Annotated in this window: 28 protein-coding genes; 9 read left to right on the plus strand and 19 right to left on the minus strand. The window is 73.3% G+C overall.

Annotation, left to right across the window (positions count from 1 at the left end; translation table 11 throughout):
• Positions 1–184: 184 nt before the first annotated feature.
• The 10 genes from QWY28_RS22360 to QWY28_RS22405 all read right to left on the minus strand — a co-directional run bounded on the left by QWY28_RS22360 (position 185) and on the right by QWY28_RS22405 (position 7,729).
• Positions 185–652 carry a bifunctional nuclease family protein gene (locus QWY28_RS22360; protein ID WP_300955136.1) on the minus strand — a complete coding sequence of 156 codons (468 nt, stop codon included), beginning with the start codon at positions 650–652 and terminating at the stop codon, positions 185–187.
• Positions 653–714: 62 nt separating this feature from the next.
• Positions 715–1,467 carry a transcriptional regulator FtsR gene (gene ftsR / locus QWY28_RS22365; protein ID WP_300955137.1) on the minus strand — a complete coding sequence of 251 codons (753 nt, stop codon included), beginning with the start codon at positions 1,465–1,467 and terminating at the stop codon, positions 715–717.
• A gap of 11 nt (positions 1,468–1,478) precedes the next feature.
• The gene (locus QWY28_RS22370; protein ID WP_300955138.1) at positions 1,479–2,024 is read right to left on the minus strand and encodes an FHA domain-containing protein; all 546 of its coding nucleotides are present in this window, start codon (positions 2,022–2,024) and stop codon (positions 1,479–1,481) included.
• Positions 2,025–2,143: 119 nt separating this feature from the next.
• Positions 2,144–2,530 carry a glycine cleavage system protein GcvH gene (gene gcvH, locus QWY28_RS22375; protein WP_300955162.1) on the minus strand — a complete coding sequence of 129 codons (387 nt, stop codon included), beginning with the start codon at positions 2,528–2,530 and terminating at the stop codon, positions 2,144–2,146.
• Positions 2,531–2,580: 50 nt separating this feature from the next.
• A complete protein-coding gene (locus QWY28_RS22380) occupies positions 2,581–3,342 on the minus strand; it encodes a DUF881 domain-containing protein (RefSeq protein WP_300955139.1) in 762 nt (253 codons plus the stop codon).
• Positions 3,335–3,667 carry a small basic family protein gene (locus QWY28_RS22385; protein WP_166194335.1) on the minus strand — a complete coding sequence of 111 codons (333 nt, stop codon included), beginning with the start codon at positions 3,665–3,667 and terminating at the stop codon, positions 3,335–3,337. Before QWY28_RS22385 ends, QWY28_RS22380 begins: the two co-directional genes overlap by 8 nt.
• Complete coding sequence (locus QWY28_RS22390; RefSeq protein ID WP_300955140.1) at positions 3,664–4,554, minus strand: DUF881 domain-containing protein; 891 nt, start codon at positions 4,552–4,554, stop codon at positions 3,664–3,666. Before QWY28_RS22390 ends, QWY28_RS22385 begins: the two co-directional genes overlap by 4 nt.
• Entirely contained in the window at positions 4,547–5,152 is a 606-nt protein-coding gene (clsA, locus tag QWY28_RS22395; RefSeq protein WP_300955141.1) for a cardiolipin synthase ClsA, read from the minus strand. The genes QWY28_RS22390 and clsA overlap by 8 nt, the downstream gene beginning before the upstream one ends.
• Before the next feature lie 112 nt (positions 5,153–5,264).
• A complete protein-coding gene (locus QWY28_RS22400; RefSeq protein ID WP_300955142.1) occupies positions 5,265–6,335 on the minus strand; it encodes a hemolysin family protein in 1,071 nt (356 codons plus the stop codon).
• Positions 6,332–7,729, minus strand: coding sequence for a hemolysin family protein (locus QWY28_RS22405; RefSeq protein WP_300955143.1), 1,398 nt, complete (start codon positions 7,727–7,729; stop codon positions 6,332–6,334). The genes QWY28_RS22400 and QWY28_RS22405 overlap by 4 nt, the downstream gene beginning before the upstream one ends.
• A 307-nt stretch (positions 7,730–8,036) precedes the next feature.
• Between QWY28_RS22405 and QWY28_RS22410 the strand changes: the two genes are divergently transcribed.
• The 3 genes from QWY28_RS22410 to QWY28_RS22420 all read left to right on the plus strand — a co-directional run bounded on the left by QWY28_RS22410 (position 8,037) and on the right by QWY28_RS22420 (position 12,005).
• Positions 8,037–9,533 carry a DUF1800 domain-containing protein gene (locus tag QWY28_RS22410; RefSeq protein ID WP_300955144.1) on the plus strand — a complete coding sequence of 499 codons (1,497 nt, stop codon included), beginning with the start codon at positions 8,037–8,039 and terminating at the stop codon, positions 9,531–9,533.
• Between the two features lie 26 nt (positions 9,534–9,559).
• Positions 9,560–10,798, plus strand: a complete 1,239-nt coding sequence (locus QWY28_RS22415) for a DUF1501 domain-containing protein (RefSeq protein WP_300955145.1) — start codon at positions 9,560–9,562, stop codon at positions 10,796–10,798.
• Positions 10,799–10,955: 157 nt separating this feature from the next.
• The gene (locus tag QWY28_RS22420) at positions 10,956–12,005 is read left to right on the plus strand and encodes an NAD(P)H-dependent amine dehydrogenase family protein (RefSeq protein WP_300955146.1); all 1,050 of its coding nucleotides are present in this window, start codon (positions 10,956–10,958) and stop codon (positions 12,003–12,005) included.
• A gap of 37 nt (positions 12,006–12,042) precedes the next feature.
• On the opposite strand, the gene QWY28_RS22425 is transcribed toward QWY28_RS22420, so the two are convergent.
• The 5 genes from QWY28_RS22425 to QWY28_RS22445 all read right to left on the minus strand — a co-directional run bounded on the left by QWY28_RS22425 (position 12,043) and on the right by QWY28_RS22445 (position 15,225).
• Complete coding sequence (locus tag QWY28_RS22425) at positions 12,043–13,206, minus strand: mechanosensitive ion channel family protein (RefSeq protein WP_300955147.1); 1,164 nt, start codon at positions 13,204–13,206, stop codon at positions 12,043–12,045.
• A 106-nt stretch (positions 13,207–13,312) separates the two neighbouring features.
• Positions 13,313–13,510, minus strand: coding sequence for a hypothetical protein (locus tag QWY28_RS22430; RefSeq protein WP_300955148.1), 198 nt, complete (start codon positions 13,508–13,510; stop codon positions 13,313–13,315).
• Positions 13,511–13,994: 484 nt separating this feature from the next.
• Complete coding sequence (locus tag QWY28_RS22435) at positions 13,995–14,132, minus strand: hypothetical protein (protein ID WP_300955149.1); 138 nt, start codon at positions 14,130–14,132, stop codon at positions 13,995–13,997.
• 5 nt (positions 14,133–14,137) lie between these two features.
• The gene (locus tag QWY28_RS22440; RefSeq protein WP_300955150.1) at positions 14,138–14,893 is read right to left on the minus strand and encodes a spermidine synthase; all 756 of its coding nucleotides are present in this window, start codon (positions 14,891–14,893) and stop codon (positions 14,138–14,140) included.
• A complete protein-coding gene (locus QWY28_RS22445; protein WP_300955151.1) occupies positions 14,890–15,225 on the minus strand; it encodes a YnfA family protein in 336 nt (111 codons plus the stop codon). Before QWY28_RS22445 ends, QWY28_RS22440 begins: the two co-directional genes overlap by 4 nt.
• A 62-nt stretch (positions 15,226–15,287) precedes the next feature.
• On the opposite strand from QWY28_RS22445, the gene QWY28_RS22450 reads away from it, so the two are divergent.
• Entirely contained in the window at positions 15,288–15,548 is a 261-nt protein-coding gene (locus QWY28_RS22450; protein WP_300955152.1) for a hypothetical protein, read from the plus strand.
• Positions 15,545–16,033 carry a protein-tyrosine phosphatase family protein gene (locus QWY28_RS22455; RefSeq protein ID WP_300955153.1) on the plus strand — a complete coding sequence of 163 codons (489 nt, stop codon included), beginning with the start codon at positions 15,545–15,547 and terminating at the stop codon, positions 16,031–16,033. The genes QWY28_RS22450 and QWY28_RS22455 overlap by 4 nt, the downstream gene beginning before the upstream one ends.
• Positions 16,034–16,063: 30 nt before the next feature.
• Here the strand turns inward: QWY28_RS22455 and QWY28_RS22460 are convergent, their stop codons facing one another.
• A complete protein-coding gene (locus QWY28_RS22460) occupies positions 16,064–17,017 on the minus strand; it encodes a phosphotransferase enzyme family protein (protein WP_300955154.1) in 954 nt (317 codons plus the stop codon).
• A gap of 163 nt (positions 17,018–17,180) precedes the next feature.
• On the opposite strand from QWY28_RS22460, the gene QWY28_RS22465 reads away from it, so the two are divergent.
• On the plus strand, positions 17,181–17,468 hold the full coding sequence (locus tag QWY28_RS22465; RefSeq protein WP_300955155.1) for a DUF1330 domain-containing protein: 288 nt from the start codon (positions 17,181–17,183) through the stop codon (positions 17,466–17,468).
• Between the two features lie 30 nt (positions 17,469–17,498).
• On the opposite strand, the gene QWY28_RS22470 is transcribed toward QWY28_RS22465, so the two are convergent.
• Entirely contained in the window at positions 17,499–19,094 is a 1,596-nt protein-coding gene (locus QWY28_RS22470; protein ID WP_300955156.1) for a hypothetical protein, read from the minus strand.
• 321 nt (positions 19,095–19,415) lie between these two features.
• Between QWY28_RS22470 and QWY28_RS22475 the strand changes: the two genes are divergently transcribed.
• Positions 19,416–20,480, plus strand: a complete 1,065-nt coding sequence (locus QWY28_RS22475; RefSeq protein WP_300955157.1) for a cellulase family glycosylhydrolase — start codon at positions 19,416–19,418, stop codon at positions 20,478–20,480.
• Positions 20,481–20,767: 287 nt separating this feature from the next.
• Complete coding sequence (locus QWY28_RS22480) at positions 20,768–21,190, plus strand: hypothetical protein (RefSeq protein ID WP_300955158.1); 423 nt, start codon at positions 20,768–20,770, stop codon at positions 21,188–21,190.
• Between the two features lie 717 nt (positions 21,191–21,907).
• On the opposite strand, the gene QWY28_RS22485 is transcribed toward QWY28_RS22480, so the two are convergent.
• Positions 21,908–22,249 (minus strand): hypothetical protein, encoded by a 342-nt coding sequence (locus tag QWY28_RS22485; RefSeq protein WP_300955159.1) that lies wholly within the window; start codon positions 22,247–22,249, stop codon positions 21,908–21,910.
• 204 nt (positions 22,250–22,453) lie between these two features.
• Positions 22,454–22,912, minus strand: a complete 459-nt coding sequence (locus QWY28_RS22490; protein ID WP_300955160.1) for a MerR family transcriptional regulator — start codon at positions 22,910–22,912, stop codon at positions 22,454–22,456.
• A 221-nt stretch (positions 22,913–23,133) separates the two neighbouring features.
• Here QWY28_RS22490 and QWY28_RS22495 point away from each other — a divergent pair, with 221 nt between their 5' ends.
• Positions 23,134–23,778 (plus strand): SulP family inorganic anion transporter, encoded by a 645-nt coding sequence (locus QWY28_RS22495; RefSeq protein ID WP_300955161.1) that lies wholly within the window; start codon positions 23,134–23,136, stop codon positions 23,776–23,778.
• Positions 23,779–23,808 lie beyond the last annotated feature (30 nt).

Here is a 23,808-nt window from a genome sequence, read left to right on the forward strand (position 1 = left end):
CTACCCGGGGAAGGTGCCGTGATCGCGGAGCGCAACCACAACGGTGGAGTTACAACAGAGACAGTTCAAGGTAGGCCCCACCGGGGAGGCCGTCAAAGATGATCGCGGCGTGTCGTGACCCTCAACCTGAGGTTGAGGGTCAGGCCTCGGACGGCCGCGGACCCGATCGGCGCGCGCGCCGGCGTCAGCGCGACTCGAAGTCCTCGGGCGTGACCTGGTCGAGGAACTCGCGGAACTTCTCGACCTCGTCCTCCTGCTCCGCGGGCACCGCGAGGCCGGCTTCGTCGAGGACCTCCTCGGCGCAGACGATCCGCGTGCCGGTCCGCAGCGCCAGCGCGATGGAGTCCGAGGGACGGGCGCTGACCTCGGCGCCCGAGCCGAAGACCAGCGTCGCGAAGAACACCCCGTCCTTGACGTCGGTGATCCGGACCTCGGTCAGCTCGTTGCCGGTCGCCTCGAGGACGTCCTTCATCAGGTCGTGGGTCAGCGGGCGCGGCGGGACCACGCCCTGCTGGGCGAACGCGATTGCGGTCGCCTCGACGGCGCCGATCCAGATCGGGAGGTACCGCTCCCCCGTCACCTCGCGCAGCAGCACGATCGGCTGGTTCGACGGCATCTCGACCCGGACACCCATGACATCGACTTCGCGCACGTCCCAACCCTACTCCCGCCCCGGGAGACCCCACGGCCCGACCGCTGCCCGCCCCGGGCCGGTCAGGAGGAGCGGAGGCCGGCCTTGACGAGGGTGGCGTGGAGGCGCACGGAGAGGGCGGCGATCTCGGAGACGGCCTCCTCGGCACGGGCCCGGGCGGCGGCGTCGCGGCCGCGCTTGTGCGGGGCGACGACCTGCTCGACGAGCCCCACCTCGCGGTCGGCGGCGGTCTTGAAGGCCCGCAGGTGGCGCGGCTCGAAGCCGAAGTCGGCGAGCTCGCGGGCGGTCTGGGCGATCACCAGCGCGTCGGTGTCGAAGTGACCGGTGCCGGGCTTGGCGCTGACCAGGCCGTACTGCTCGAGCTGGTCGAGAAGGTCCTCGGAGATCTCCGCGACCTTGACCAGCTCGCGCCGCGAGAGCCGCATGCCGTCGTGGCGGCGGAAGGACTCCGGGCTGGGCAGCCCGTCGGCGGAGAGCGCGACCTTCGGCACGGTCGGCACCACCGGCTCGATCGCCGGCGGCTCCAGGCCGCGGTCGATGGCGTCGAGGTGCTCGCCGATGACCTTGAGCGGCAGGTAGTGGTCGCGCTGCATGCGCAGCACGTAGCGCAGCCGGTCGACGTCGTCGGGCGAGAACTTCCGGTAGCCCGCGGGGGTCCGCTCGGGCTTGATCAGCCCCTTGTCCTCGAGGAAGCGGATCTTGGGGATGGTGATCCCCGGGAAGTCCGGCCGCAGGTGGTCGAGGACCTCGCCGATGTTCATCCGCGCGCGCGGCGCCCCCGCCGGGCCCGCCGTCGCCGAGCCGATCGAGCTCATGTGCGTGAGGCTCAGCCGGCCTGGTGCCCGGCGAAGAAGACCAGGCGGTACTTGCCGATCTGGACCTCGTCGCCGTCCTTGAGCTGGACGGTGTCGATGCGGTCGCGGTTGACGTACGTGCCGTTCAGCGAGCCCACGTCGCTGACCGTGAAGGTGTCACCGGAGCGGTCGAACTGCGCGTGGCGCCGGGAGACGGTCACGTCGTCGAGGAAGATCTCGCTCTCCGGGTGCCGACCGGCGGTGACGACGTCGGCGTCGAGGAGGAAGCGGCTGCCCGAGCCCGGACCGCGCTGCACGACGAGCAGCGCGTGCCCGGCCGGGAGCGCGTCGACCGCGGCCGCGTCGACGGGGTTGAGCTGCCGGTCGGAGGTCTCGGTCTTGTCCCCGAGCCCGATCTGGATCGTGGCCGTCGAGTCGCCCGAGACGGCGGGCTGGCCGGGCTGCACGGCAGCAACGGAGCCCGTCGCGTCGTCGGCCGTGACCAGCTTGGTGCCGCACTGCGAGCAGAAGCGGGCGTCGTCGGGGTTCTGCCTGCCACACGCGGTGCAGAACGGCATCGGGGCATCCTCCGGGGTACGGCGTCGGGCGGGAAACCCTCACCTCGGGGCTGAGGTTGACGGTTGTCCGAACCTATCAGCCGAGCGAGGGCGATCAAGCGGTACGGGGAAAGCCCCGCTCAGGAGTCGAGCGAGGCCTCGTACGCCGCGGCGTCCATGAGCGCGTCGGTCTCGCCGGCGTCGGCCGGGACGACCTCGAAGAGCCAGCCGCCGCCGTACGGGTCGTTGTTGACCAGCTCGGGGGTCGCGTCGAGCGACTCGTTGCGCGCGACGACCTCGCCGGTGACCGGCGCGTAGACGTCGCTGACCGACTTCGTCGACTCCAGCTCGCCGCACGTCGAGCCCGCCTCGATCGTCGCGCCCACCTCGGGGAGGGAGACGTAGACGATGTCGCCGAGGGCGTCCTGGGCGTAGTGGGTGATGCCCACGCGGACCGAGCCCTCGGCCTCGCCGGGGGTGCGCAGCCACTCGTGCTCGCTGGTGTACTTCAGGTCGTCGGGGTACAACGCGGTCTCCAAGCTGTCGGTCCGAGGCGTGCGCGGACGACCCTACTGGCCTAGTCGCCGGCGGGGTCGAGGTCCGGGGTGGCGTTCTCCGGCTGCACCGGCTCGCGGACCGTCTCGATGTCCAACGAGGGCAGCTCCTGCACCTCCACCACCGCGTTCTGCTCCTCCAGCTGGAAGGTGACGCCCCGGGCGATGGAGATGGCACCGGCCAGGGTGTCGGGCTCGCCGATGGCGTCCAGGACGTACGGCGGGCCCAGCAGCTGGCCGTCGACGACGAGGCCGCCGGTCGCCTCGGCGAAGGAGGACTGCGCGACGAGCCGGACCTTGCCGTTGAGCTGCATCGCCTCGGCGTTGGACGTGCGCAGCTCCTGGACCAGGTCGATGAAGTCCTGCACGTCGATCGCGGTGTCGGTCTCGGTGATCGTCACGCGGATCCCGGGACCGGTGACCGGCACGGTCCCGGCGAGGATCGCCAGCGTGTCGGCCTGGGTCTGGGCCGCCTCCAGCGCCGCGCCCACCCGCCGGCTGTCCGAGCGGAGGTCCTCGCGCGCCTCCTCGAGCCGCTCGATCTCCGACTCGGCCCGCTGGGTGGTGCCGGCGAGGCCGTTGAGGACCTCGATGAGGTCCTGCTCGCGCAGGCCGGCGTAGGTGTCGTCGACCTCGGTGGCGCGCACCTGCACGATCGCTGCGAAGCCCACGAGCGCGAGCAGCACGCCGACCACGGCCTGGCTGCGGGAGGGCTTCAGGACCGCCCGGAGCAGCCGGCTGCGGCCGCTGGACTGCTGGTCGCCGGCGCCGGTCGGGTCAGGCATGGAACAGGTGGCGGCGGATCGCCGCGACGTTGGAGAAGATCCGGATGCCGAGCACGACGATCACGCCGGTGGACAGCTGCCCGCCGACGCCGAGCTTGTCGCCGAGGTAGACGATCGCGGCGGCGATGACGACGTTGGAGACGAACGAGACCACGAAGACCTTGTCGTCGAAGATCCCGTCGAGGTAGGCGCGCAGGCCGCCGAAGACGGCGTCGAGGGCCGCGACGACGGCGATCGGGAGGTACGGCTCGAGGCCGAGCGGCACGTCGGGCTGGAAGACCAGCCCCAGCACGATGCCGACGAGCAGGCCGAGCGCGGCGATCACGGCGCCTCCTCCGGGGGTCGTGGGGCGTCCTCGAGCGGCTCGACCGAGCGCAGCTCACGCAGCCGCGCGGCGGGCAGCTCGAGGGAGTCGTCGTTGGACATGTCGAAGGCTATGCCGAGCTCGGACTCCAGCCGCAGCAGCCTCAGCCCTTCGGGCGAGTCCTGGAAGCGGGCCTGGAGGACGTCGGTGTCGCCGATCGCCTCGACGCGGTACGGCGGCGAGAGGTTGACCTTGTTGACCCGCACCACCAGCCCGGAGGTGCGGATCGCCGACAGCGCGGTGAGGCGCTGCCCGTTGATCGCGATCGCCTCCGCCCCGAGCCGCCACAGCCCGTTCGCGGCGACCCGCAGGTCCTGGTCGCTCACGTCGCTGCCGGAGATCTCCGGCGGGCCGTCGTCGAGGGTGATGACCACCCCGGGGCCGCTGACCGCGACGAAGCCGGTGCGGGTCTGGACGCGCCGCAGGCGGGTGACCAGGCCCTCGTACGTCGACCGGGCCTGGGTCAGCTGGTCCTCGAGCTGGGTGTTGCGCTCGCGCAGCCCGACGATCCGGTCCTGCAGGCCGGCCACCCGCTCGCGCTCGTCGGTGACGCGACGTACCAGCGTCGCGCGGCTGCTGGCGTCGACGTCCTCGTTGCGCGAGGTCTGGACGAAGGCAGTCGTGGCCAGCACGCCGAAGGCGGCGACGACCAGCGCGGCGGTCCGGTGCGGAGCGCTGCGCGGCGGCACGCCCGGCGTCCCCGTGCGGCCGGCGGCCCGCGCGGCCAGCGCCCGGCGCTCGGCGGCGTGGAGGTAGTCCTCGTCGAGGGACTGCTGGGTGATGAGCGTGAGCAGCGGCAGCCGCACCCGGTCGGGCAGCGGCCGCTCCGGCGCCACCGGCTCAGGCATCGACCGCGCCCCGGCGTCGCGGCTCGGTCGTGGCGAGCAGCGTGCGCACCTGCCAGGCGTAGAGCAGCCCGGCCCACCAGTAGAGCGCGATCCCCCACGTCGCGAAGGCCCAGCCGAGCACCTGCGCCAGGGCCGCGACCGTGCCGTCCCCGTCGCCGAGGAAGAGCAGCGGGAAGGCGTAGAGCAGGTTGAACGTCGCGGCCTTGCCGAGGAAGTGCACCGGCAGCGCGGTGTACCCGCGGGTGCGCAGCAGGGGCACGAGGACCCACAGCAGCACGTCCCGCAGGGGCAGGGACACCGCGAGCCACCACGGGATGACGTCGCGCATCGCCAGCCCGACGACCGCGGCGAGGATGTAGAGACGGTCCGCGATGGGGTCGAGCGCCTGGCCCAGCACCGTGACCTGGTCCCACTTGCGCGCCAGGTAGCCATCGAGCCAGTCGGTCGCACCGGAGGCCATCAGCACCACCAGGGCCCAGACGTCGGCCTCGGGCCCGAGCACCAGCCACAGGAACAGCGGCACGCCGGCGAGGCGCAGCATGCTCAACCCGTTCGGCAGCGTCCACACGCGGGTCGTGCGGGGAGGATCGGCTGCCACGCGCCACACCCTAACCGTCACGACGGCGCGGTCGAAGCAGCAGGTCAGGCCCGGTGTGGCGGGCCCAGGTGGCGGCTCGGGTGGCGGCTCGGGTGGCGGCTCGGGTGGCGGCTCAGGTGGCGGTCGTCGGGTTCGGCAGCGGGTCCTCGTGGTGGGCGGCGTCGCGGATCTCGCCGACCAGCTCCTCGAGCACGTCCTCGAGCGTGGCGAGGCCGAGCGTGGTGCCCTCCTGGTCGACGACGCGGGCCATGTGCGCCCCGCGCCGCTGCAGCGTCTCCAGCGCGTCGTGGAGCGACTCGTCGGCCGTCACCGGCGCGAACGGCCGCACCCACTTGTCGTCGACCGGGCGCTCGCGGCGCTCCTCGTCGGGCTCCAGCACGTCCTTGATGTGCAGGTAGCCGACCAGGTCGCCGTCGGCCCCTGCGACCGGGAACCGGCTGTACCCGGTGGCCGCGCACAGCGCCTCGACGTCCGCGGCGGTCGAGCCGCGGCGCACGACGCTCAGGCTCTCGGTGGGCATGAGCACCGCGGCGACGGTCTTCTCGGTGAAGCCGAGCGCGCCGGCGAGCCGGTCGTACTCGTCGGCCTCGAGCAGGCCCTCGCCGCGCGACTCCTCGACCAGCGCGGCGACCTCCTCGCGGGTGAACGCGGAGGTCAGCTCGTCCTTGGGCTCCACCCGCAGCAGCCGCAGCACGGCGTTGGCGGCCGCGTTGAGCACCACGATGAGCGGTTTGAGGACGGTGACGACGCCCAGCATCGGCGGGCCGAGGACCATCGCGGCGCGCTCGGGACCGGCGATGGCGATGTTCTTGGGCACCATCTCGCCGAGCACGACGTGCAGGTAGGTCACCAGCGTCAGCGCGATCACGAACGCGATCGGGTGGAGGAACGAGTCCGGCACGCCGAGGGCGTGGATGCCCGGCTCGATGAGGTGCGCGATCGCCGGCTCGCCGACGGCACCGAGGGCCAGCGAGCAGATCGTGATGCCGAGCTGGGCGCCGGCCATCATCAACGAGACCTGCTCCATCGCGCGCAGCGTGGTGCGGGCCATCCGCGAGCCGGCCTGGGCGTGCGGCTCGACCTGGCTGCGGCGCGCCGAGACCAGCGCGAACTCCGCCCCCACGAAGAACGCGTTGGCGGCCAGCAGGACGACGACGAGGGCGACTCCGGCGAGGTCGCTCATGCGTACTCACCCGCCTCGGGGTCGGTGGTGGCGGAGCCGGTCGTGGGACCGGCGGCGGGCTCGCCCTCGTGCAGCCGCAGCGAGAGCCGGTCGATCCGCAGGCCGTCCATGTGCTCGACGGTCAGCACGGCGAGCCGCTCGCGCGGCTGCTCGGGGTCGCTGTGGTCGGGGACCGGGACCTCGGCGATGTCTCCGGAGACCGGCACCCGGCCGAGGACGCGCAGGACGAGGCCGGCGATCGTGTCGTAGTCCTCGTTCTCCGGGAGCGCGACGCCGGTGAGGTCCTCGACCTCGTCGGGGCGCAGCAGGCCGGACAGCAGCCAGGTGCCGTCGCGGCGCTGGCGGGCGCGGGCGCTCATCCGGTCGTGCTCGTCGGCGATGTCGCCGACGATCTCCTCGACGACGTCCTCGAGGGTGACGATGCCGGCGTGGCCGCCGTACTCGTCGAGCACGACCGCCATCTGGAAGCTCTCGTTGCGCAGCTGGGCCAGCAGCGGGTCCAGGCGCAGGGTGTCCGGCACGACGATCGGCTTGGCCATCAGGTGCTTGACCTTCGTGGTGCTCCGCTCGTGCAGCGGCAGCGCCACGGCGTTCTTGACGTGGACGGTGCCGACGACGGTGTCCTCGTCGTCGAGCACCGGGAAGCGCGAGTGGCCGGTCGAGCGGGCCAGCTCGATGACCGCCGAGGCCCGGTCGTTGGCCTCGAGGCTGTGGGTGCGCACGCGCGGGGTCATGATCTCGCCCGCGGTGCGGGTGCCGAACTCCACCGAGCGCTCCATCAGCTCGGCGGTGTCGGCGTCGAGGGTGCCCTCGTCGGCGGAGCGGGCGATCAGCGAGGCCAGCTCCTGGGAGCTCCGCGCCGAGCGCAGCTCCTCCTGGGGCTCGACGCCCAGGCGGCGTACCAGCGCGTTGGCGGAGTTGTTCAGCACGCGGATCGGGCCGCGGTTGACGGCCGTGAACAGCCGCATCGGGCCCTGGGTCGCGCGGGCGACCTGGAGCGGCAGCGCGATCGCGAGGTTCTTGGGGACCAGCTCGCCGAAGAGCATGGTCAGCACGGTGCCGATGACCAGGCCGAGGGCGACGGCGACCGGCGAGACCGCGCCGTCGGGCACGCCGAGGGAGCCGAGCGGCTCCTCGATCAGGTCGGCGATCGCCGGCTCGGCCAGGAAGCCGATGCCGAGGTTGGTCACGGTGATGCCGACCTGGGCGCCGGAGAGCTGCGTCGACAGCGAGCGGAGCGCGGTCTGCACGCCGCGCGCGCCGGCGTCGCCGGCCTCCGCGGCCTGGTCGACCTTGGTCCGGTCGACGGTGACGAACGCGAACTCCGCGGCGACGAAGAGTCCGCAGGCCACGACGAGCAGCAGCGCGATCGCGAGCAGGAGCAGGGGGGTCATGGGCGCTCTCCGTCGGAGGAGAGCGGGCTACTTTGAGAGCCGTCCATCGAGGGTTCTTGGGTCCTTGTCGGGTCAGGGCCGGTGAACGCCACACGATACCGCGGCACCCGCCGACCGGCACAGCCCACGTCGACCCGGCCTCGTCGGCCTCTCGGCGTGGCGGCATGGCCCACCCGGGCCATGACGCGCCGGAGGAAGAACCGAGGCGCAGATCGGCTCCCACGGGCCACACTGGTCACGGCGGCAGGGGGGCTGCCGGCACCTGCCTGTCCGCGGGGCGAGCCCGCCGTACTCCCTGGAGCAGCCCGTGACCGACGCACACCGACCGGCCCGCACGTCGTACCGGCCTGCGCGGTTCCCGGGTGCGCCCCTCCTCGGCACGCAGGAGCGGCACCTCGTCGGGCGCTTCTCGTACGGCGTGACGCCGGCGCTGGCGGCGCAGGTGCGGGCCGCGGGTGGAGCGTCGCGGTGGTTCGAGCAGCAGCTCCAGCCCGAGCAGGTCGCCGACCGCCGGGCCGTCGGCCTGCGCGCGTGGTGGCCCAGCTTCGACCGCGGTCCCGCGGACCTGTGGGAGCGCCAGATCTCGGAGGTCGAGGGCGGCTGGGAGGTCATGGAGGACTACGCCCGCTGGGCGCTGGTGCGGCGGATCACCTCGCACCGCCAGGTGCTGGAGGTCATGACCGAGCTGTGGGAGAACCAGCTCAACGTGCCGGCCGTCGGCGACGCCCAGTTCACCTACCGCGTCTCCTACGGCGACGCGATCCGGCAGCACGCGCTCGGCCGCTTCGAGGACCTGCTGCACGCGGCCATCACCCACCCGGCGATGGGGATCTTCCTCGACAACGCGGTCTCCACCGCCAAGCACCCCAACGAGAACCTCGGGCGCGAGCTGCTCGAGCTGCACACCGTCGGCCGCGGCCAGTTCACCGAGGACGACGTGAAGGCGTCGGCGCGGATCCTCACCGGCTACCGGGTCGACCTGTGGGACAGCTGGGAGGCGACGTACTCCCCGCGCGACCACTGGACCGGGCCGGTGCGCGTGATGGGCTTCAGCGACCCCAACGCCGATCGGGACGGCCGGCCGGTGGTGCGTCGCTACCTGTCCTACCTGGCCCACCACCCCGCGACCGCCGCCCGGATCGCGCGCCGACTCGCGGTGAAGTTCGTCCGCGACGACCCGCCGCAGGCGCTGGTCGACCGGCTGGCCCGGGTCTACCTCGACTCCGACACCGCGATCCGGCCGGTGCTCCGCGCGCTGGTCGCGAGCCCGGAGTTCAAGGCGTCGGTGGGCACCAAGGTGCGCGACCCCGGCGAGGACATCGTCGCGACGTACCGCGTGCTGCGCGCCGAGCTGGCCCGGCCGCCCGCGGGCCGCGCCGGCGACGAGCACGCCGTGCGCGCGATGCTGTGGCAGGTCGGCAACCTCGGCACCAGCCCGTTCTCCTGGCCGCGGCCCGACGGGCAGCCGATCGACAGCGAGTCGTGGTCCTCACCCTCGCGCGTGCTGGCCTCGATGGACGTCCACTGGACGCTCGCCGGCGGGTGGTGGCCGAAGAAGGGCATCACCTACCGCACGCCCGCGCAGTGGCTCCCGCGTCGGCGGATCCGCTTCGACCTGCTCGTCGACCACCTCAGCCAGCAGCTGCTCCACCGCGGCTCCACGGCCACGCTGCTGCGTGCCTGCTGCGAGGCCTGCGACATCGCGCCCGACGAGGTCGTCAGCGCGGAGCACGGGCTGGTGAAGTGGGACTTCCACCGGCTGCTCGGCACCGTCCTCGACTCCCCCGCCCACATGACCCGGTGACCACCATGACGCCTCCTTCCTCCCCCGTGACCGCTGCTCCCTGCTGCGACGAGTTCGCGCGGCTCTCCCGTCGCGGCCTGCTCGGCGCCCTGGCGATGGCCGGCACCGCGACCGCGATCGGCTCGGCCGTCGTCACCGCCTCCCCGGCCCGCGCCGCGAGCGCGGACGCCGTCCTGGTCGTGCTTTCGCTGCGCGGCGCCGCGGACGGCCTGTCCCTGGTGGTCCCGCACGGCGACCCCGTCTACTACGCCGCCCGCCCGCGGATCGCGGTGCCGGCGGCCAGCCTGCTGGCCAAGGACGACATGTTCGGGCTGCACCCCAAGCTCGCGCCGCTCCTGCCGCTGTGGCGCTCGGGCCGGCTGGCTGCCGTGCACGCGACCGGCCTGCCGGCCCCGAACCGCTCGCACTTCGCGGCGATGGAGGAGGTCGAGGACGCCAACCCGGGCTCCGCGGCCCGCCAGGGCTGGCTCAACCGGCTCATCGGCACCGACGCGCGACGCTCCCCGCTCCAGGCGGTGAACCTCGGCGGCGGCGTCGTGCCCACCAGCCTGTACGGCGCCGAGCCGGTCATGTCGACCGGGTCGGTCGACGCCGTGTCCATCCCGGGCGACGACCAGTGGGACACCACCGGCGGCCGGGTCCGCTCGCTGCACACGATGTGGGACGGCGACACCGGCCCGCTCGGCCGGGCCGTGGGCTCGGCCTTCGCCGCGGTCGACTCCTTCGGGCCGGCCCGCGAGGCGGCCGACCGCTCGGCGACGTACCCCTCGACCGACCTGGGCCGCGCCCTCGCCCAGGTCGCCCGGGTGGTCCGTGGCGACGTCGGCGTCGAGGTCGTGACCGTGGACCAGGGCGACTGGGACATGCACTCCGACCTCGGCACGCTCGAGTGGGGCCGGATGCGCCGCAACGCCGAGGACCTCGCCGGGTCGGTCGCGGCGTTCTTCGCCGACCTCGGCCCGCTGTCCTCGAAGGTCACGCTCGTGACGATCAGCGAGTTCGGCCGCCGCGTCGTGGAGAACGACAGCAACGGGCTCGACCACGGCTACGGCAACGTCATGCTGCTCGCCGGCGCCGGCGTGAAGGGCGGGCGCTACTACGGCACCTGGCCCGGCCTCGCCGAGACCCTCGACGCCGACCTGCTCGTCACCACCGACTACCGCAGCGTGCTCGCCGAGGTGGTCGCGAGCCGGTTCCGTGCCTCGACCGCAGAGGTCTTCCCCGGCTTCCGGCCCGAGGCCGTGGGGGTGATGACCTCCCTCTGAGCGCGGTCAGCGGGGTACGCGGGGTCCGCGGGACCCCCCGGCGGGGTAGTCACGGACGTTTTCGTCCTCCGCGGTGGTCGTGGAGGACGTTTTCGTCCGTGACTACCCCGACAACGGACCTGGACGAGCACACGTTCCACCCACCACAGTGGCGTCCGTGCGCGTCGTCCAGTGGGCCACCGGCGGTGTCGGCAAGGCCGCGATCGAGACCCTGCTCCTCCACCCCGAGCTGGAGCTGGTGGGTTGCTGGGTCCACTCCCCTGACAAGCACGGTCGCGATGTCGGGGACCTGATCGGCCGCGAGCCGATCGGGGTGACCGCGACCTCCAGCAAGGAGGAGATCCTCGCGCTCGACGCCGACTGCGTCGTCTACTCCCCGCTGGTCCCCGACCGCGACGAGGTCGCAGCGCTGCTGCGCTCGGGCAAGAACGTCGTCACGCCGGTCGGCTGGTTCTACCCCTCCGAGCGGGACGGGGCGCCCCTGGCCGCGGCGTGCGCCGAGGGCGGCACCACGCTGCACGGGACCGGGATCAACCCCGGCGGCATCACCGAGCTGCACCCGCTGATGTTCTCCGCGCTCTCCTCGGCGGTGACGTTCGTCCGCGGCGAGGAGTTCTCCGACATCCGCACCTACGACGCCCCCGACGTCGTGCGGCACATCATGATGTTCGGTGGCCTGCCCGAGGAGGCCATGGGCGGCCCGATGCTCGGTCTGCTCTCCGGCGGGTTCCGCCAGTCGGTGCGGATGTGCCTGGATGCGCTCGGCTTCAGCCGGGACGCCGAGCTCCGCACCTCCCAGGAGGTCGCGGTCGCCACCGCGCCGATCGACTCCCCCATCGGCACGATCGAGCCGGGCCGCGTCGCCGCCCAGCGGTTCGTGTGGGAGGCGGTCGTCGGCGAGCTGGTCGTGGTGCGGGTCGCGGTCAACTGGCTGATGGGCGAGGAGCACCTCGACCCGCCGTGGACGTTCGGTCCCGAGGGCGAGCGCTTCGAGGTCGAGGTGCAGGGCGACCCGCCGGCGTACGTCACGATCAAGGGCTGGCAGCCGACCAGCGTCGCCGAGGGTCTGGTCCGCAACCCGGGCGTGGTGGCCACGGCCGTGCACTGCGTGAACTCCATCCCGTACGTCGTCGCGGCGCCGCCCGGGATCCGCACCTACCTCGACCTGCCGCTCGTCGCGGGCCGCGCGCACCCCGACCTCGCCTGAACCCCGCGACCCGCCGATCCGGCGTCGGCGGTGCCGGTCAGTCCTCGCCGTCCTCGCGCCGGTCGCGGCCGCCCCGCCGCTCGGCGCGCGCCTCGGCCGCCTCGTCGCCGTGGAAGAGCCCGGTGGAGGAGTCGTCGCGGTCGACCGCCGGGCCCCGCTCCTCGTGGGGACGCGCCCGGTCGACGAGCTCGACGCGCTGCCGCGGCAGGCCGGCGTGCTCGTGCTCGCGAACCCAGCCGACGAGCTGCTCGCGCACGAAGCAGCGCAGGTCGAAGAGACGGGCGGCGTCGCTGGCGGTCACCAGGACCCGCACGCGCACCCAGCCGCCGACGGCGTCGGTCACCTGCAGCACCTTGACCCGGCCGTCCCACAGCTCGGTGCGCTCCAGCACCCGGTCGAGCTCCTCCCGCATGCCGGCGACGTCGACGCGCCAGTCGACGTCGAGCTCGACGGCCCCGAGCAGCTCGGAGCTGTGGCGCGTCCAGTTCTGGAACGGCGTGCTGGTGAAGTAGGTGCACGGCAGGACCAGGCGCCGGTCGTCCCAGGCGCGGACCACGACGTAGCTGAGCGTGATCTCCTCGATCCAGCCCCACTCCTCGTCGACGATCACCACGTCGTCGAGGCGCACGGCGTCGCTGAACGCCAGCTGCAGGCCGGCGAAGACGTTGCTCAGGGTGCTCTGCGCGGCCACCGCCGCCACGACGCTGATCAGGCCGGCCGAGGCGAGCACGCTCGCGCCGACGGTCTCCACGCCGGGGAAGCTCATCAGCACCGCGCCGGTCACCACGACCACCCCGCCGGCGATCGTCAGGCGCCGGATGATGAGCACCTGGGTGCGCAGCCTCCGAGCGTGCCTGTTGTCGGGGACGTCGGTGCGGTTGCGGCGCAGCCCGAGGTCCTCGACGAACAGCACGCCGGCGGTGAGCAGCCAGCCCACCGCGACGATCGTGAGGACCTCCTCGGTCTGGTGCAGCCAGCCCCAGTCGACGTCGAGCGAGCGCTCCACCCGGTCGAGGACGGGGCGCAGCGCGAGCACGACCACCAGCACGCGGAACGGGATCCGCACCACGCGGTGCAGGTGGGCGGCCGGCTCCCAGCGCCGGCCGAGCAGGCTCGCCGCGACCCAGGAGACCCCGATCACCAGCACGGCGACCGCGAGGGCGACGCCGCCGGCGACGAGGTCGTCGGTCCAGCGGTCCACGGGCTAGAGCAGCATGAGGACCGCGACGAGGATCGCGGTCACGACCAGCGAGACGAGCAGCGAGCCGAGGCAGCCCAACCGGTTGCTGAAGAAGAAGAACATGCGCTCAGCCCTGCGGCGCGTTCTTCGAGGGCTGCGCGTCCTGGTCCTCGGCGTCGGGGTTGCCGCCGTCGACGTCGCCGTCAGCGGGCTCGTCGACGCCGGTCGGGCCGTCCAGCCCGGGCGCGGTCAGGGGCGGCTCGGCGTCCTGGTCGTGGCCGTAGGACGGCTCGTTCCCGGGCTCGGTGCTGCTCGTGTCGCTCATGGCCGGCCGGTACCCACGGACCCGGGCGGCATCAGTCCCCCGTCCGGGTGAGGTTCCCCGCCCGGGGCGCCGGGCACCTCCAGCCGGTGCCGGCCACCGCCGGCACGCCTCGACCACCCAGGAGTCTCCCCGTGAAGCGCGCCCTCATGCTGTACGTCGTCCGCCTGATGTGGGCGGGTCCCCAGCGCGGACGCTGAGGTCAGGACGGCGCGGCTCGCCGCGGTGGACGTCCGCGCGGTCGTCCAGCCCGTCGTCCACCACGTCGTTCCGCTCGTCGGCCGGGCTCGCCCGGAGCTCCAGGTCGCTCTCGCGCCGGCCCCACGACCGCTCGCGCGCGGCCGCCCCGTCCCCCTGGTTATCGGTCGCGGTCCGGCCCGTCTCGTGATCGAGGCGGGGACACACCGGCCCCGTCATCCGCACCCGTTCGGACGCGCGCCCCGCCCGGTGGCTCCACCGGCGGGGCGCGCGACGTCAGGGCGGCCGATCAGCGGCGCTTGCCGGCGCGGCGCGCCTTCACCTGGTCGACGGCCGACTTGATCTTGGCCTGGTTGTGCTGCTTGCGGGCCTCGTCGTACACCTTCTTGGCGACTCCGAGCAGGGCGGCGGACCTCATGATCTTCATGCCGCTCAGGTACCCCGACCGCCGCCGAAGGAGTCGCTGACGCGGTCGTGCCCGAGGACACGGGCGGCGAGGGGCCCGCCCGCCGCCCGCGCAGTCAGCGCGTCGGCGAGCGAGTCGTCCGGCCCGGCGACCACGGTGAGGTTCCCGGCCCGGCGGGCGCGCAGGGTCGCGGGCTCGGCGGCCACGAGCGTGCGCGCGAAGACCGACCGCAGCCCGGCGACGGCGTCGCGCGTGGCGGCGAACGGTGCGCGGTCGCTGAGGTTGAGCAGGAACCAGCCGCCGGGGGCGAGCACACGGTCGACCTCGGCGAAGAACGCCCGGGTGACGAGCTCCGCGGGCACCCGCCCGGCGGCGTACGCGTCCAGCACCACGAGGTCCGCACAGTCCTCGCGCAGGGCCGCGACGCCGGTCAGCCCGTCGGTCGGGCGGACGCGGATGCCGCTGCGCCGCGGCAGGGGCAGCAGCTCACGGACGGTCGCGGTGAGCGCCTCGTCGGGCTCGAGGACGACCTGCCAGGAGCCGGGGCGGGTGGCGGCGACGTACCGCGGCAGCGTCAGGCCGGCGCCCCCGACGTGCACCACGCGGGTCGGCTCGCCGGCGGGGCGGTGGAGGTCGACGACGTCGCCGAGCCGGCGCACGTAGTCGAAGGCGAGGTGGGTGGGGTCGGCGAGGTCGACGTGGGACTGGTCGCGCCCGTCGACGCGGACCAGCCAGGCGTCGGGCCGGTCCGCCGCGACGACCTCGTGGTGCGGGGTGCTCACGCGCCGCGCGGGGAGTACATGATCACGGCCACACCCGCCAGGCACAGCAGCGCGCCGGTGACGTCGTACCGGTCCGGGCGGAAGCCGTCGAGGGCCATCCCCCACGCCAGGGACCCGACCACGAAGACCCCGCCGTACGCCGCGAGGATCCGGCCGAAGCTCGCGTCCGGCTGGAGCGTCGCGACGAAGCCGTAGGCACCGAGCGCGAGCACGCCGGCGCCGATCCAGAGCCAGCCGCGGTGCTCGCGGACGCCCTGCCAGACCAGCCAGGCACCGCCGATCTCGGCGAGTGCGGCGAGCCCGAAGAGGAGCAGGGAGCGCAGCACGGTCATGGGCGTCACCGTAGCGACGGGCGCCACGGGTCGAGCCCGCGCCGTGGGGGTAACGGGGGGCCATGAGCGAGCAGCCCGAGCGTCCCGCCCAGCCCGGCGTCGAGACCCACGTCCCGAAGGAGGTCGTCGCCGACGTGCAGGCCGCCCTCGACGCGACGTTCAACGCGCGGGGCGGTGGCCTCCCCGACGCCGCCGAGGCGCACCTCCGCGACGAGATGGAGCAGCGCGGGGTGCTCGGCGCGCTGTCCGAGGCGTGGGTCGTCCAGGCCGCGGGCCGGATCGCCGGCGGGGAGCCGGTCGTGGCCGAGCCGGGTGACGCGTGAGCACCGTCAACTGGACGACCGACCCCGTCGACCTCCCGGGCGTCGACCCCGCCGACCCGCCGACCGAGCTGGTGCCGGGGCGGCTGTGGCACGGCGGCTGCCCGGTCGACTTCGGGTGGGCGCGGGCGACCGGCATCGACGTGGTGCTCGACCTCGCCGACGCCGACGCCCACCCGCCGGCGGAGGAGATCGAGGGACTGATCTACCTCAAGTGCCCGCTCGTCGACCACGACACGGTCCCCGACCAGGGCCTCACGCTGCGCCTGGCCGCGCTCGTCGCCGGCCTCGTCCAGGACGGGCACCGCGCGCTCGTCCACTGCACGTTCGGCCGCAACCGCTCGGGCCTGATGGCCACGCTGGTCGTCCGCGAGCTGCTCGGCCTCAGCGGCGCCGAGGCGCTGGCGCACGTGCGGGCCCGCCGGGACCGGGTCGCCAACAACGCCGCGTTCGCCGCGTGGCTGGAGTCCCTGCCGGCCCCCTCCTGACGGGCCCTCCCGCCGGCCCGCGGGCCGGCGTCAGAGCGGCGTGCGCCAGCGCCGCAGCTCGGCGACGAGCCAGTCGAGGTCGCGGCCGTGGTGCCGGCAGTCCCACACGCGGAACACCAGCCCGCCGAGGTCGGCGACCCGGTCGAGCACCTCGAGGCCGGCCCAGCGACGTACGTCGTGGCCGTAGGCGCGGCAGAAGGCGGCGTACGTCGCCCGGTCGACCTCGCCGGACCGCAGCCGTCGCGCCACCGGCGCGAGGTCGAGCTCGCGCGGGGCGACCGCGGCCCAGTCCAGGTCGATCAGGCGGGGGACGCCGTCGTCGAGCAGGACGTTCGAGGGCGAGACGTCCCCGTGCACGGCGCCCCAGCCGAGCTCGGACCAGGTCGCCGCGACCGCGTCGAGCAGCACGTCGCGGGCGTGGCCGAGCAGCTCGGCGGCCTCGGGCGGCAGTGCCGCCGCCTGGGACGCGACGCGGGACAGCGGACGCCACGGCGGCAGCGGCGCACCCGCGTGGTCGTCGTGGAAGCGGCGCAGCAGCGCGCCGACCTCCGCCCAGCCCACCGGCGCGCCCGAGCCGACCCAGGGGGCCACCGTGACCAGCCCGTCGGCGGTCACGACCGGCGCGACGCAGGGCACGAGCGCGGTGCGGGTGCCGGCGAGGCCGACGCGCACCTGCTCGACGTGGGCCGCCTCCGTGCCGGGCGGGTAGACCTTCACCGCCCATCGCCCCGCGCGCAGCACCACGGTGGTCAGCGCACTGACCGGCTCGGGGTCCTCGCCGCTCGTCAACCCTCGCAGCACGTCCGCCGGCAGCTCGGGCAGCGCGGTGCGCCATGCGCGGACCGCCTCGGCCACGCCCCAGCCCGGCACGGGCAGCGGCAGCGGCTCGGGCGCCGCGGTCGTGGGTGCGGGTCCGGGGATCCCGGATGCTCCGGGCGCTTCGGGGGCGGGGTCGGCAGGGCCGACGGGCAGCAGCGACGTCATGGTTCCTCAGGTCGACGGGACGGACGTCCCGGCCAACCGTGGAGCGTCGGGAGATTCTGCACCACCGCCTCCCCGCCTCGAGGCGGATCCGACGAGGATGTCGCGTCCCGGCGGCGTGAGGCCGCTCTCACCGGTCGCCGCGCTCCGTGGGAGCATCGCCGCCATGACGGCCTACTGGATCAGCACGTACGTCGAGGTGACCGACGAGGACAAGCTGGCGGCGTACGCCGCGCTCGCCGGGCCGGCTCTGGTCGGCGCCGGCGGCACGTTCCTCGCCCGCGGGCTGCCCGAGCAGGTCTACGAGGCCGGCCGGGAGACCCGGACCGTGCTCATCGAGTTCCCGTCGGTCGAGGCCGCGGTCGCCGCGCACGACAGCGACGCGTACCGGGAGGCGCTGGCCGCGCTGGACGGCGGCGCCGTGCGCGACCTGAGGATCGTCCCCGGCGCCTGACCGACCCGCCTGACCGACCCGCCGGCGCGGTCAGCAGGCGTCGTACGCCGTCCGGGACAGCGGCGCGCCGGAGGTGACCTGCCGGCCGCCGGCGGGGGCCCAGCCGCGCTGCCAGTCGGAGTCGACCTGGGCGCCGTTCATCTCGTGGTCGCCGCCGACGAGGCTGTAGCGCGGGACGAGCCGCTTGCCGAGGTGGGCCTGCTTGCTCCGCACGGTGCCGACGGGCGCGCCGTCGACGAACCACGTCGTGTGGGTGCGCGTCACCTCGACCGCGACGTTGAACGGCGTCTCCGCGAGGCGCACGCCCGCCAGCCGCCGCTGCCACACCGAGCCCGCCTCCTGCGAGCGGACGCCGACGGACAGGCCGGCCTCGCCGAGCAGGGTGTCCGCGACGACGACCGCCTCGGCCGGGCAGGCGGTGACCGGCGTGCCCTCGGGGACCAGGTCGAGCCGGAAGCGGTACGGCCGCGGGCCGCCCTCCCACGCGTGGCCCTGGAGCCGGAACTCCCACCGGCCGGTCGACCGGCCGTTGCCGCGCATGGTCGCCGTCGTGGTGCCGCGGTCGCCCGGGCCGCCGTGCTTGAGCTTGCTCTGCAGCACCAGGCCGCCGTTGAACGGCGTGGCCCGACCGGTGCCGTCGGAGGTGTCGAGCCAGGTGCCGCGCGGGCGGGTGCCCTTCGACGGCGGCGAGGTGAGGTCCTGGCCGCGCTCCCACGCGAAGTCGAACAGGGTCGCGCCCCAGCGGTACCGCTCGGCCGCCGTCGGGCGCGCCGCGCTCCGGGCGGCCGCGCTGCCGGCGCCGGGGGCACCGGCCGGGCGGATCGTGACGGGGCCGGCCTCGGGCAGCACCTCGCCGAGGCCGAGGACGGAGAAGTACGCCGGGAACGAGGCGTACCACCCGATCCGGTTGGCCCCGCGGTGCCACCGCTCCTGGCGGGCGCGCAGCACGCGCTCGCCGAGCACCGGGGCGGCCACCCGGAACGTCGCGTGGCCGGCGCTGTCGGTCACGCCGCGCTGGATCGTGCGCCACCGGTTCCCGTCGTACCGCTCCTGCAGCAGCACCGTCCGGCCGGGGATGGGCGGCGGGGTGCCGAGGGCGGAGCGGACCGCGGGCGTGGTGTCGGCGACGACGGTGAACGGCAGCAGCGGTGCGATCGCGTGGAAGGGCGAGTCGGCGTCGGCGCCGGCGAGGGTCAGCGTGATCTCCTGCGGGCGCGCGTTGAACAGCCGCCCGCTGGTGGCCACGCCCGCCCCCGCGACGCGGTAGCTGATCCCGAACATCGACGGCGCGGTGAAGGTGAAGTCGAAGCCGCCGTCGCCGCGGGTGCGGAACGTGGAGTCCGGGACGTCGAGCCAGGTGTCCCCGGGGCGGTTCATGTGCGACTGGAGGTGCACGGTCCGCCGGCCCGGCCGGCCGACGTTGCCGCGGAAGCGGACCGCCTGCCCGGCGACGTACACCGGCGGGCTGACGGTGAGCGAGTCGGCCCGGGTGGAGGCCTGCTCGGCGGTCGTCGCGGCGGCGCGCGCGACCTCGGCAGGGCCGGTCGCGAGCGACGCGGCGGGCAGGACGAGGGCCGCGGCGAGCGCGGCCAGGACGCGGCGTGAACGGGGTGCGCGGACGGTCACGACACGGAGTGTGCGGTCCCCCGCGGCCGATCCCCGCACCCGTCATCCGAACGGAGGAAACACCCCACCCAGGCGGGTCAACCGCCGTCGTACCGACATACGGCGCAGGGCCGCCCGGCCGGCCCGACGACGCGTTCCGGGGGCGGGACCGGACGCCGTGACCGACCACGCCATCGCTCGTTGCACGGTCACCGGGTAAAGAAGTAAAGACCACTCCACCCCCCGTGCAGTCCCGGAGCAGTCCCCGCCCGGCCGTCCCACCCGTCCTGCCGCGGCGCCCGTCGAGCACCGTCACCGCGGCACGAAACGAGAGGCAACACCGTGCCCGTCCCCCCATCCCGTCGTCGCCGCGCCACCGGGCTGCTCGCGGCGCTGGCCCTCGGTCTCGCCGCCTTCACGCCCGCCGCCGCATCCGGCCGCGCCGCGCCCGCCGACCCCGTCGTCACCCCGCTGGCCCTCCCCGACGAGGGCTACGGCTTCAGCGGCGGCGCCGAGCTGCTCTCGCGCTCGCCCCAGGGGCTCGCCCGCGAGCTGGACGCGGTCGCGAGGACGTCGGCCTCGTGGCTGCGCGTGCCGGTGACCTGGCGCGACGTCGAGAAGCGTCAGGGCAGCTACACCTGGGCGCCGCTGGACCGCGTGGTGAAGGCGGCCCGCGCGCGCGACCTGCGCATCCTGGGCGTGCTCGCCTACTCCCCGCCCTGGGCCGCGGTGAACACCTCCGACACCGCCCCGCCGGAGGACCCCGCCGCCTACGCCCGGTTCGCCAAGGCCGCGGCCACCCGCTACCGCACCGAGATCACCTCCTGGGAGATCTGGAACGAGCCGAACCTCGCCCGCTTCTTCGGCGGGGTCCAGGACTCCCCCGAGGTGCTCGCCACGCTGCTCCGCGCGGCGTACCCGGCCATCAAGTCCGTGCAGCCCGGCGCCACCGTCGTCACCGGCGGTCTGTCGAAGACCAGCAACAGCACCATCGCCCCAGGCACCTTCCTGACCCGGCTGTACGCCGCCGGCGCCGGCCCGTACTTCGACGCCGTCGGGTTCCACCCCTACATCGCCGGTGGCAACGTCGTGGCCGACAGCGTCCGGGTGCGCGCCGACATCGTCGGGCTCTACACGCAGATGACCCTGCGCGGCGACCTGGGCAAGAAGATCTGGATGACCGAGTTCGGCAACTCCACCTACAAGGGCGGGGTGACCGAGCAGCGACAGGCGGAGATCATCGCGCTCGAGCTGACCACGGCGGCCTCGCTCCCCTTCGCGGGGCCCTCGATCGTCTACTCCATCCGTGACCGCGGCACGAACCGCTCGCTGGCCGCCCAGAACTTCGGCGCCCTGCTCACCAAGGACTGGAGGCCGAAGCTGACCGCCGCCATGCTCGCCGACTGACCGCGACGGGCGAGCTGCAGTGCAGGTGGTCCGACGCACTGGCCGAGAACCCAGTACTCCGCCGTCCCGATGGTCGAGGCACTCGCTCCACGACTCCAGGACGGTTGCGGTCGAGTGGTCATCATCAGCTCGGCCGCCGCTGGACGGGCAGGGCGGGCCTGCTGCGACCAGCGCGTCGGGTCGGGGGCTGACCACAGCCGACCTCGGCGCAGGCACCGGAAGCGCGACGCGCAGATCGTGCTGCTCAGCGCTGACCGGAAGCCCGTCTCGCGGACTAGCCTGCCCGCGTGTCCGCGCACCCGCCTCGCCTCCCCATCGGCGGGGTCGCCTGGATCAGTCTTCGCCTGTACCGAGTCGCCTCCGACGACGGCCGGTCCGGCCGGGCGGTCGAGGTCGATGGCTGGGACGCGGCCCTCGAGACGGCCTGGCAGCAGCTGGTCGAGGCGCAGCCGGGCGTCAGCGGGTGGGTCAGCGACTACCTCGACCGGTGCGGCGACGAGCGGGTGGTGCTCTCGTTCGGCGACACGACCAGGATCGTGGGACGCCGCGGCCACGGGAGCTTCACCGTGAGCTACCCGGCCGAGCTGCTGCTCGCGACGGGCGATCGCGTGTCGGCCATGCGCGAGGCGATCCTGGTCGCGCTCGACCGGCACGTCGGCAAGCGGAGCCCGGGCCTGCCGCTGCTGAGCTCCCTCGTCGGCAGCGGCTGAGAGGGTCGGCGCTAGGCCGGGGGCTCGGAGTTCTCCCGCTGTGGGCGCGCGATCGATCTCTCCTACGAACGACAGACCGCCCCTGACCCGCGGTTCCGCAGGTCAGGGGCGGTTCTCGGTCGGGCTGACAGGATTTGAACCTGCGACCCCTTGACGTCCGGCGCGTGGGCGTTGTCCGGCCGTCGTCCTTCGATGGTTCTTGACGATGTGGGCTGTGACCTGCGCGGATACCGACGACGCGACTACTTGGGCCCTCGCCGGTATTGACGACTTGCGCTCTTCTTGGACGGCCCACGCTGGGGTTTTCGGGACATAAACGCGGCAGGACTCAAGTCGTACGGGACTGCCGGCTTGCGGGTCCTCGGCTCAGCGGCGTTCGGGGTCGGCGGTTCGTTCGCGGAGCGCAATGCTGACCGCCGTGGCGATGACTGCGGCGAGCAAGAGAACGGCGCCGATAATCGTGCCGCCGACGCTCAACCAGAACAGCTTGGCACAGGACAGGTCGCAGTCTTACGAGCCGTGAACCCACAGGGCGAAGGCCCCGAAGAACCCGTGAGGATGAGACCTGTCCAGAAGTGCAACGCTCGCTCCACGCCGCCCTCCACCCTTGACCTTCACCGGCATAGGCCTGACCGCCTTCGTCGCCCGCGACCTCCCCAGTCCGGCCAGAGCCAGCGGACCCGGCGCGTATCAACCGACGCCCGAGGTCACGGGTTGTCAGGCCTCCCTGCGTCGCGACAGAAACGCCGCGACGAGACTGCCTAGCAGGGCCAGCAGCGACGCAACTCCCGCCGCGACGGTTATAGCGAATCGGTCCTCGCCTGCGGCTACGCAACGAGCCGCGATGTCAGCGCCGTTCACACGCGGCTCGCCGCCGGGCACGTTGTCGTCGTCGTTCAAGACAGTGTCGTAGGGCGCTGAGCAGCCGCTGTACGAGTACGCATCGCCGCGCAAGGTGCCGCTGATTGAGGGGTTGGCAACGGCGAACCACACAGCGACGGCTGCGAGCAGAATCGCCAGGGCAAGAAGGGACCGAGTGAAGCCGGGGCGCGAACGCACGGGCGTAAGGGTGTCATGGAGCAGTCCCGTGACACCGTGGCGGGCGGCCCCGGCGCTTCGACGCTTTCCGGGCCGAGTGAGCGGATCTGCCGGATTTGCACACATCGGGCCAAGCGAGCGAAAGCGAACTAACGTCCGAGTGCAGGCACCCGACGAACCTGCAACCACTGACCCGTCGTGCGAGACCGGTCGGCTCCTCGGGGCCTAGGTTCCTTCTCGTTCGAGCAGGTCGATGAACTCGTCGGCCATGGCGACCTGAAGCGCAAGTCTTTGACGACGCTCGACGGCCTCGGTCCGGATGGCGTTGACCCGCTCGCAGGCACCGGCCCGGTCGTCGTCGGTTGTGGCGGAGTCGCGGAGCAGGGCGATGTCCTGGATGACGGTCTTCATCTGGTCGAGGGTGAACCCGAGGGGCTTCATGCGACGGATGACAAGGATCTTTTCGACGTCTTCCTCGGTGTAGAGCCGGAACCCGCCATCGGTGCGTGCCGAGGGGCGGAGGAGACCTACCTCTTCCCAGTGGCGCAGGCTGCGCAAGGACAGTTCGGTCCGCGCTGCTACCTCGCCGATGTGCATGAACACGCCGGCTCCGGCCCTCGCGTCGTCGGCGGTGGCGGTGGCGGGGTTGGCGTCGGACTTGCTGTTCACGGTGGTCTCGCTCACTTCCCGTTGATTACAACCCTACCCTTACGTGAGGGTAGAGTTGTCCGCAGACTTCCGCTGGCGATAACGCCAGCACGCACCCATGGTGTCCCACCGGCTTGAAGCCTCTGGCGCTGCCACGGGGGGCAGCACGCACCACCATCCCTGACCCATCCGGCCTTCGAGCCCGCCTGACGGGCGCAGTCCTCACGCAGCGACGCGCGCCCGTCCAGGCTCCTGCCTTGAACGGAGCACCCCCGCTTGAGCACCACCATGTCCCCACCCGAGACCCACCTCGAACCGACCGTGCGCAACGCGCTTCGCTCGCCTCGAATGCTGCGCACCGAGGTCCTCGCCGGTTCGTCGTCGCCCTCGCCCTCATCCCCGAGGCCATCTCGTTCTCCATCATCGCCGGGGTCGACCCGCGCGTTGGGCTGTTCGCCTCGTTCACGATGGCCGTCTCTATCTCGTTCCTCGGTGGCAGGCCCGCGATGATCTCCGCCGCGACCGGCGCGATTGCACTGGTGATCGCACCGGTGATGCGCGAGCACGGCTACGACTACCTGATTGCCACCGTCCTGCTCGGCGGCCTCATCCAGGTCGTCCTGGGCCTCGGCGGGTTCGGCAAGTTGATGCGCTTCATCCCACGCTCGGTCATGGTCGGCTTCGTCAACGCCCTCGTCATCCTCATCTTCATGGCCCAGGTTCCCTACATGGTCGACGTGCCGTGGCTGGTCTACCCGATGATCGCCGTAGGCATCGCGGTCATGGTCGGCCTGCCCCGCGTAAGCACGGTCGTGAATCGCCCCGGGTCTGGTGGAGGCTCTCAATCCATGGAGGATGAGAGTCATGGCAGCATCCAGGAAGTACCCCGACGAGCTGCGTGAGTGCGCGACTCGGATGGCGGTAGAGCTGCG

The organism is Nocardioides oceani, assembly GCF_030412965.1.
Classification (GTDB): Bacteria; Actinomycetota; Actinomycetes; order Propionibacteriales; family Nocardioidaceae; genus Nocardioides; species Nocardioides oceani.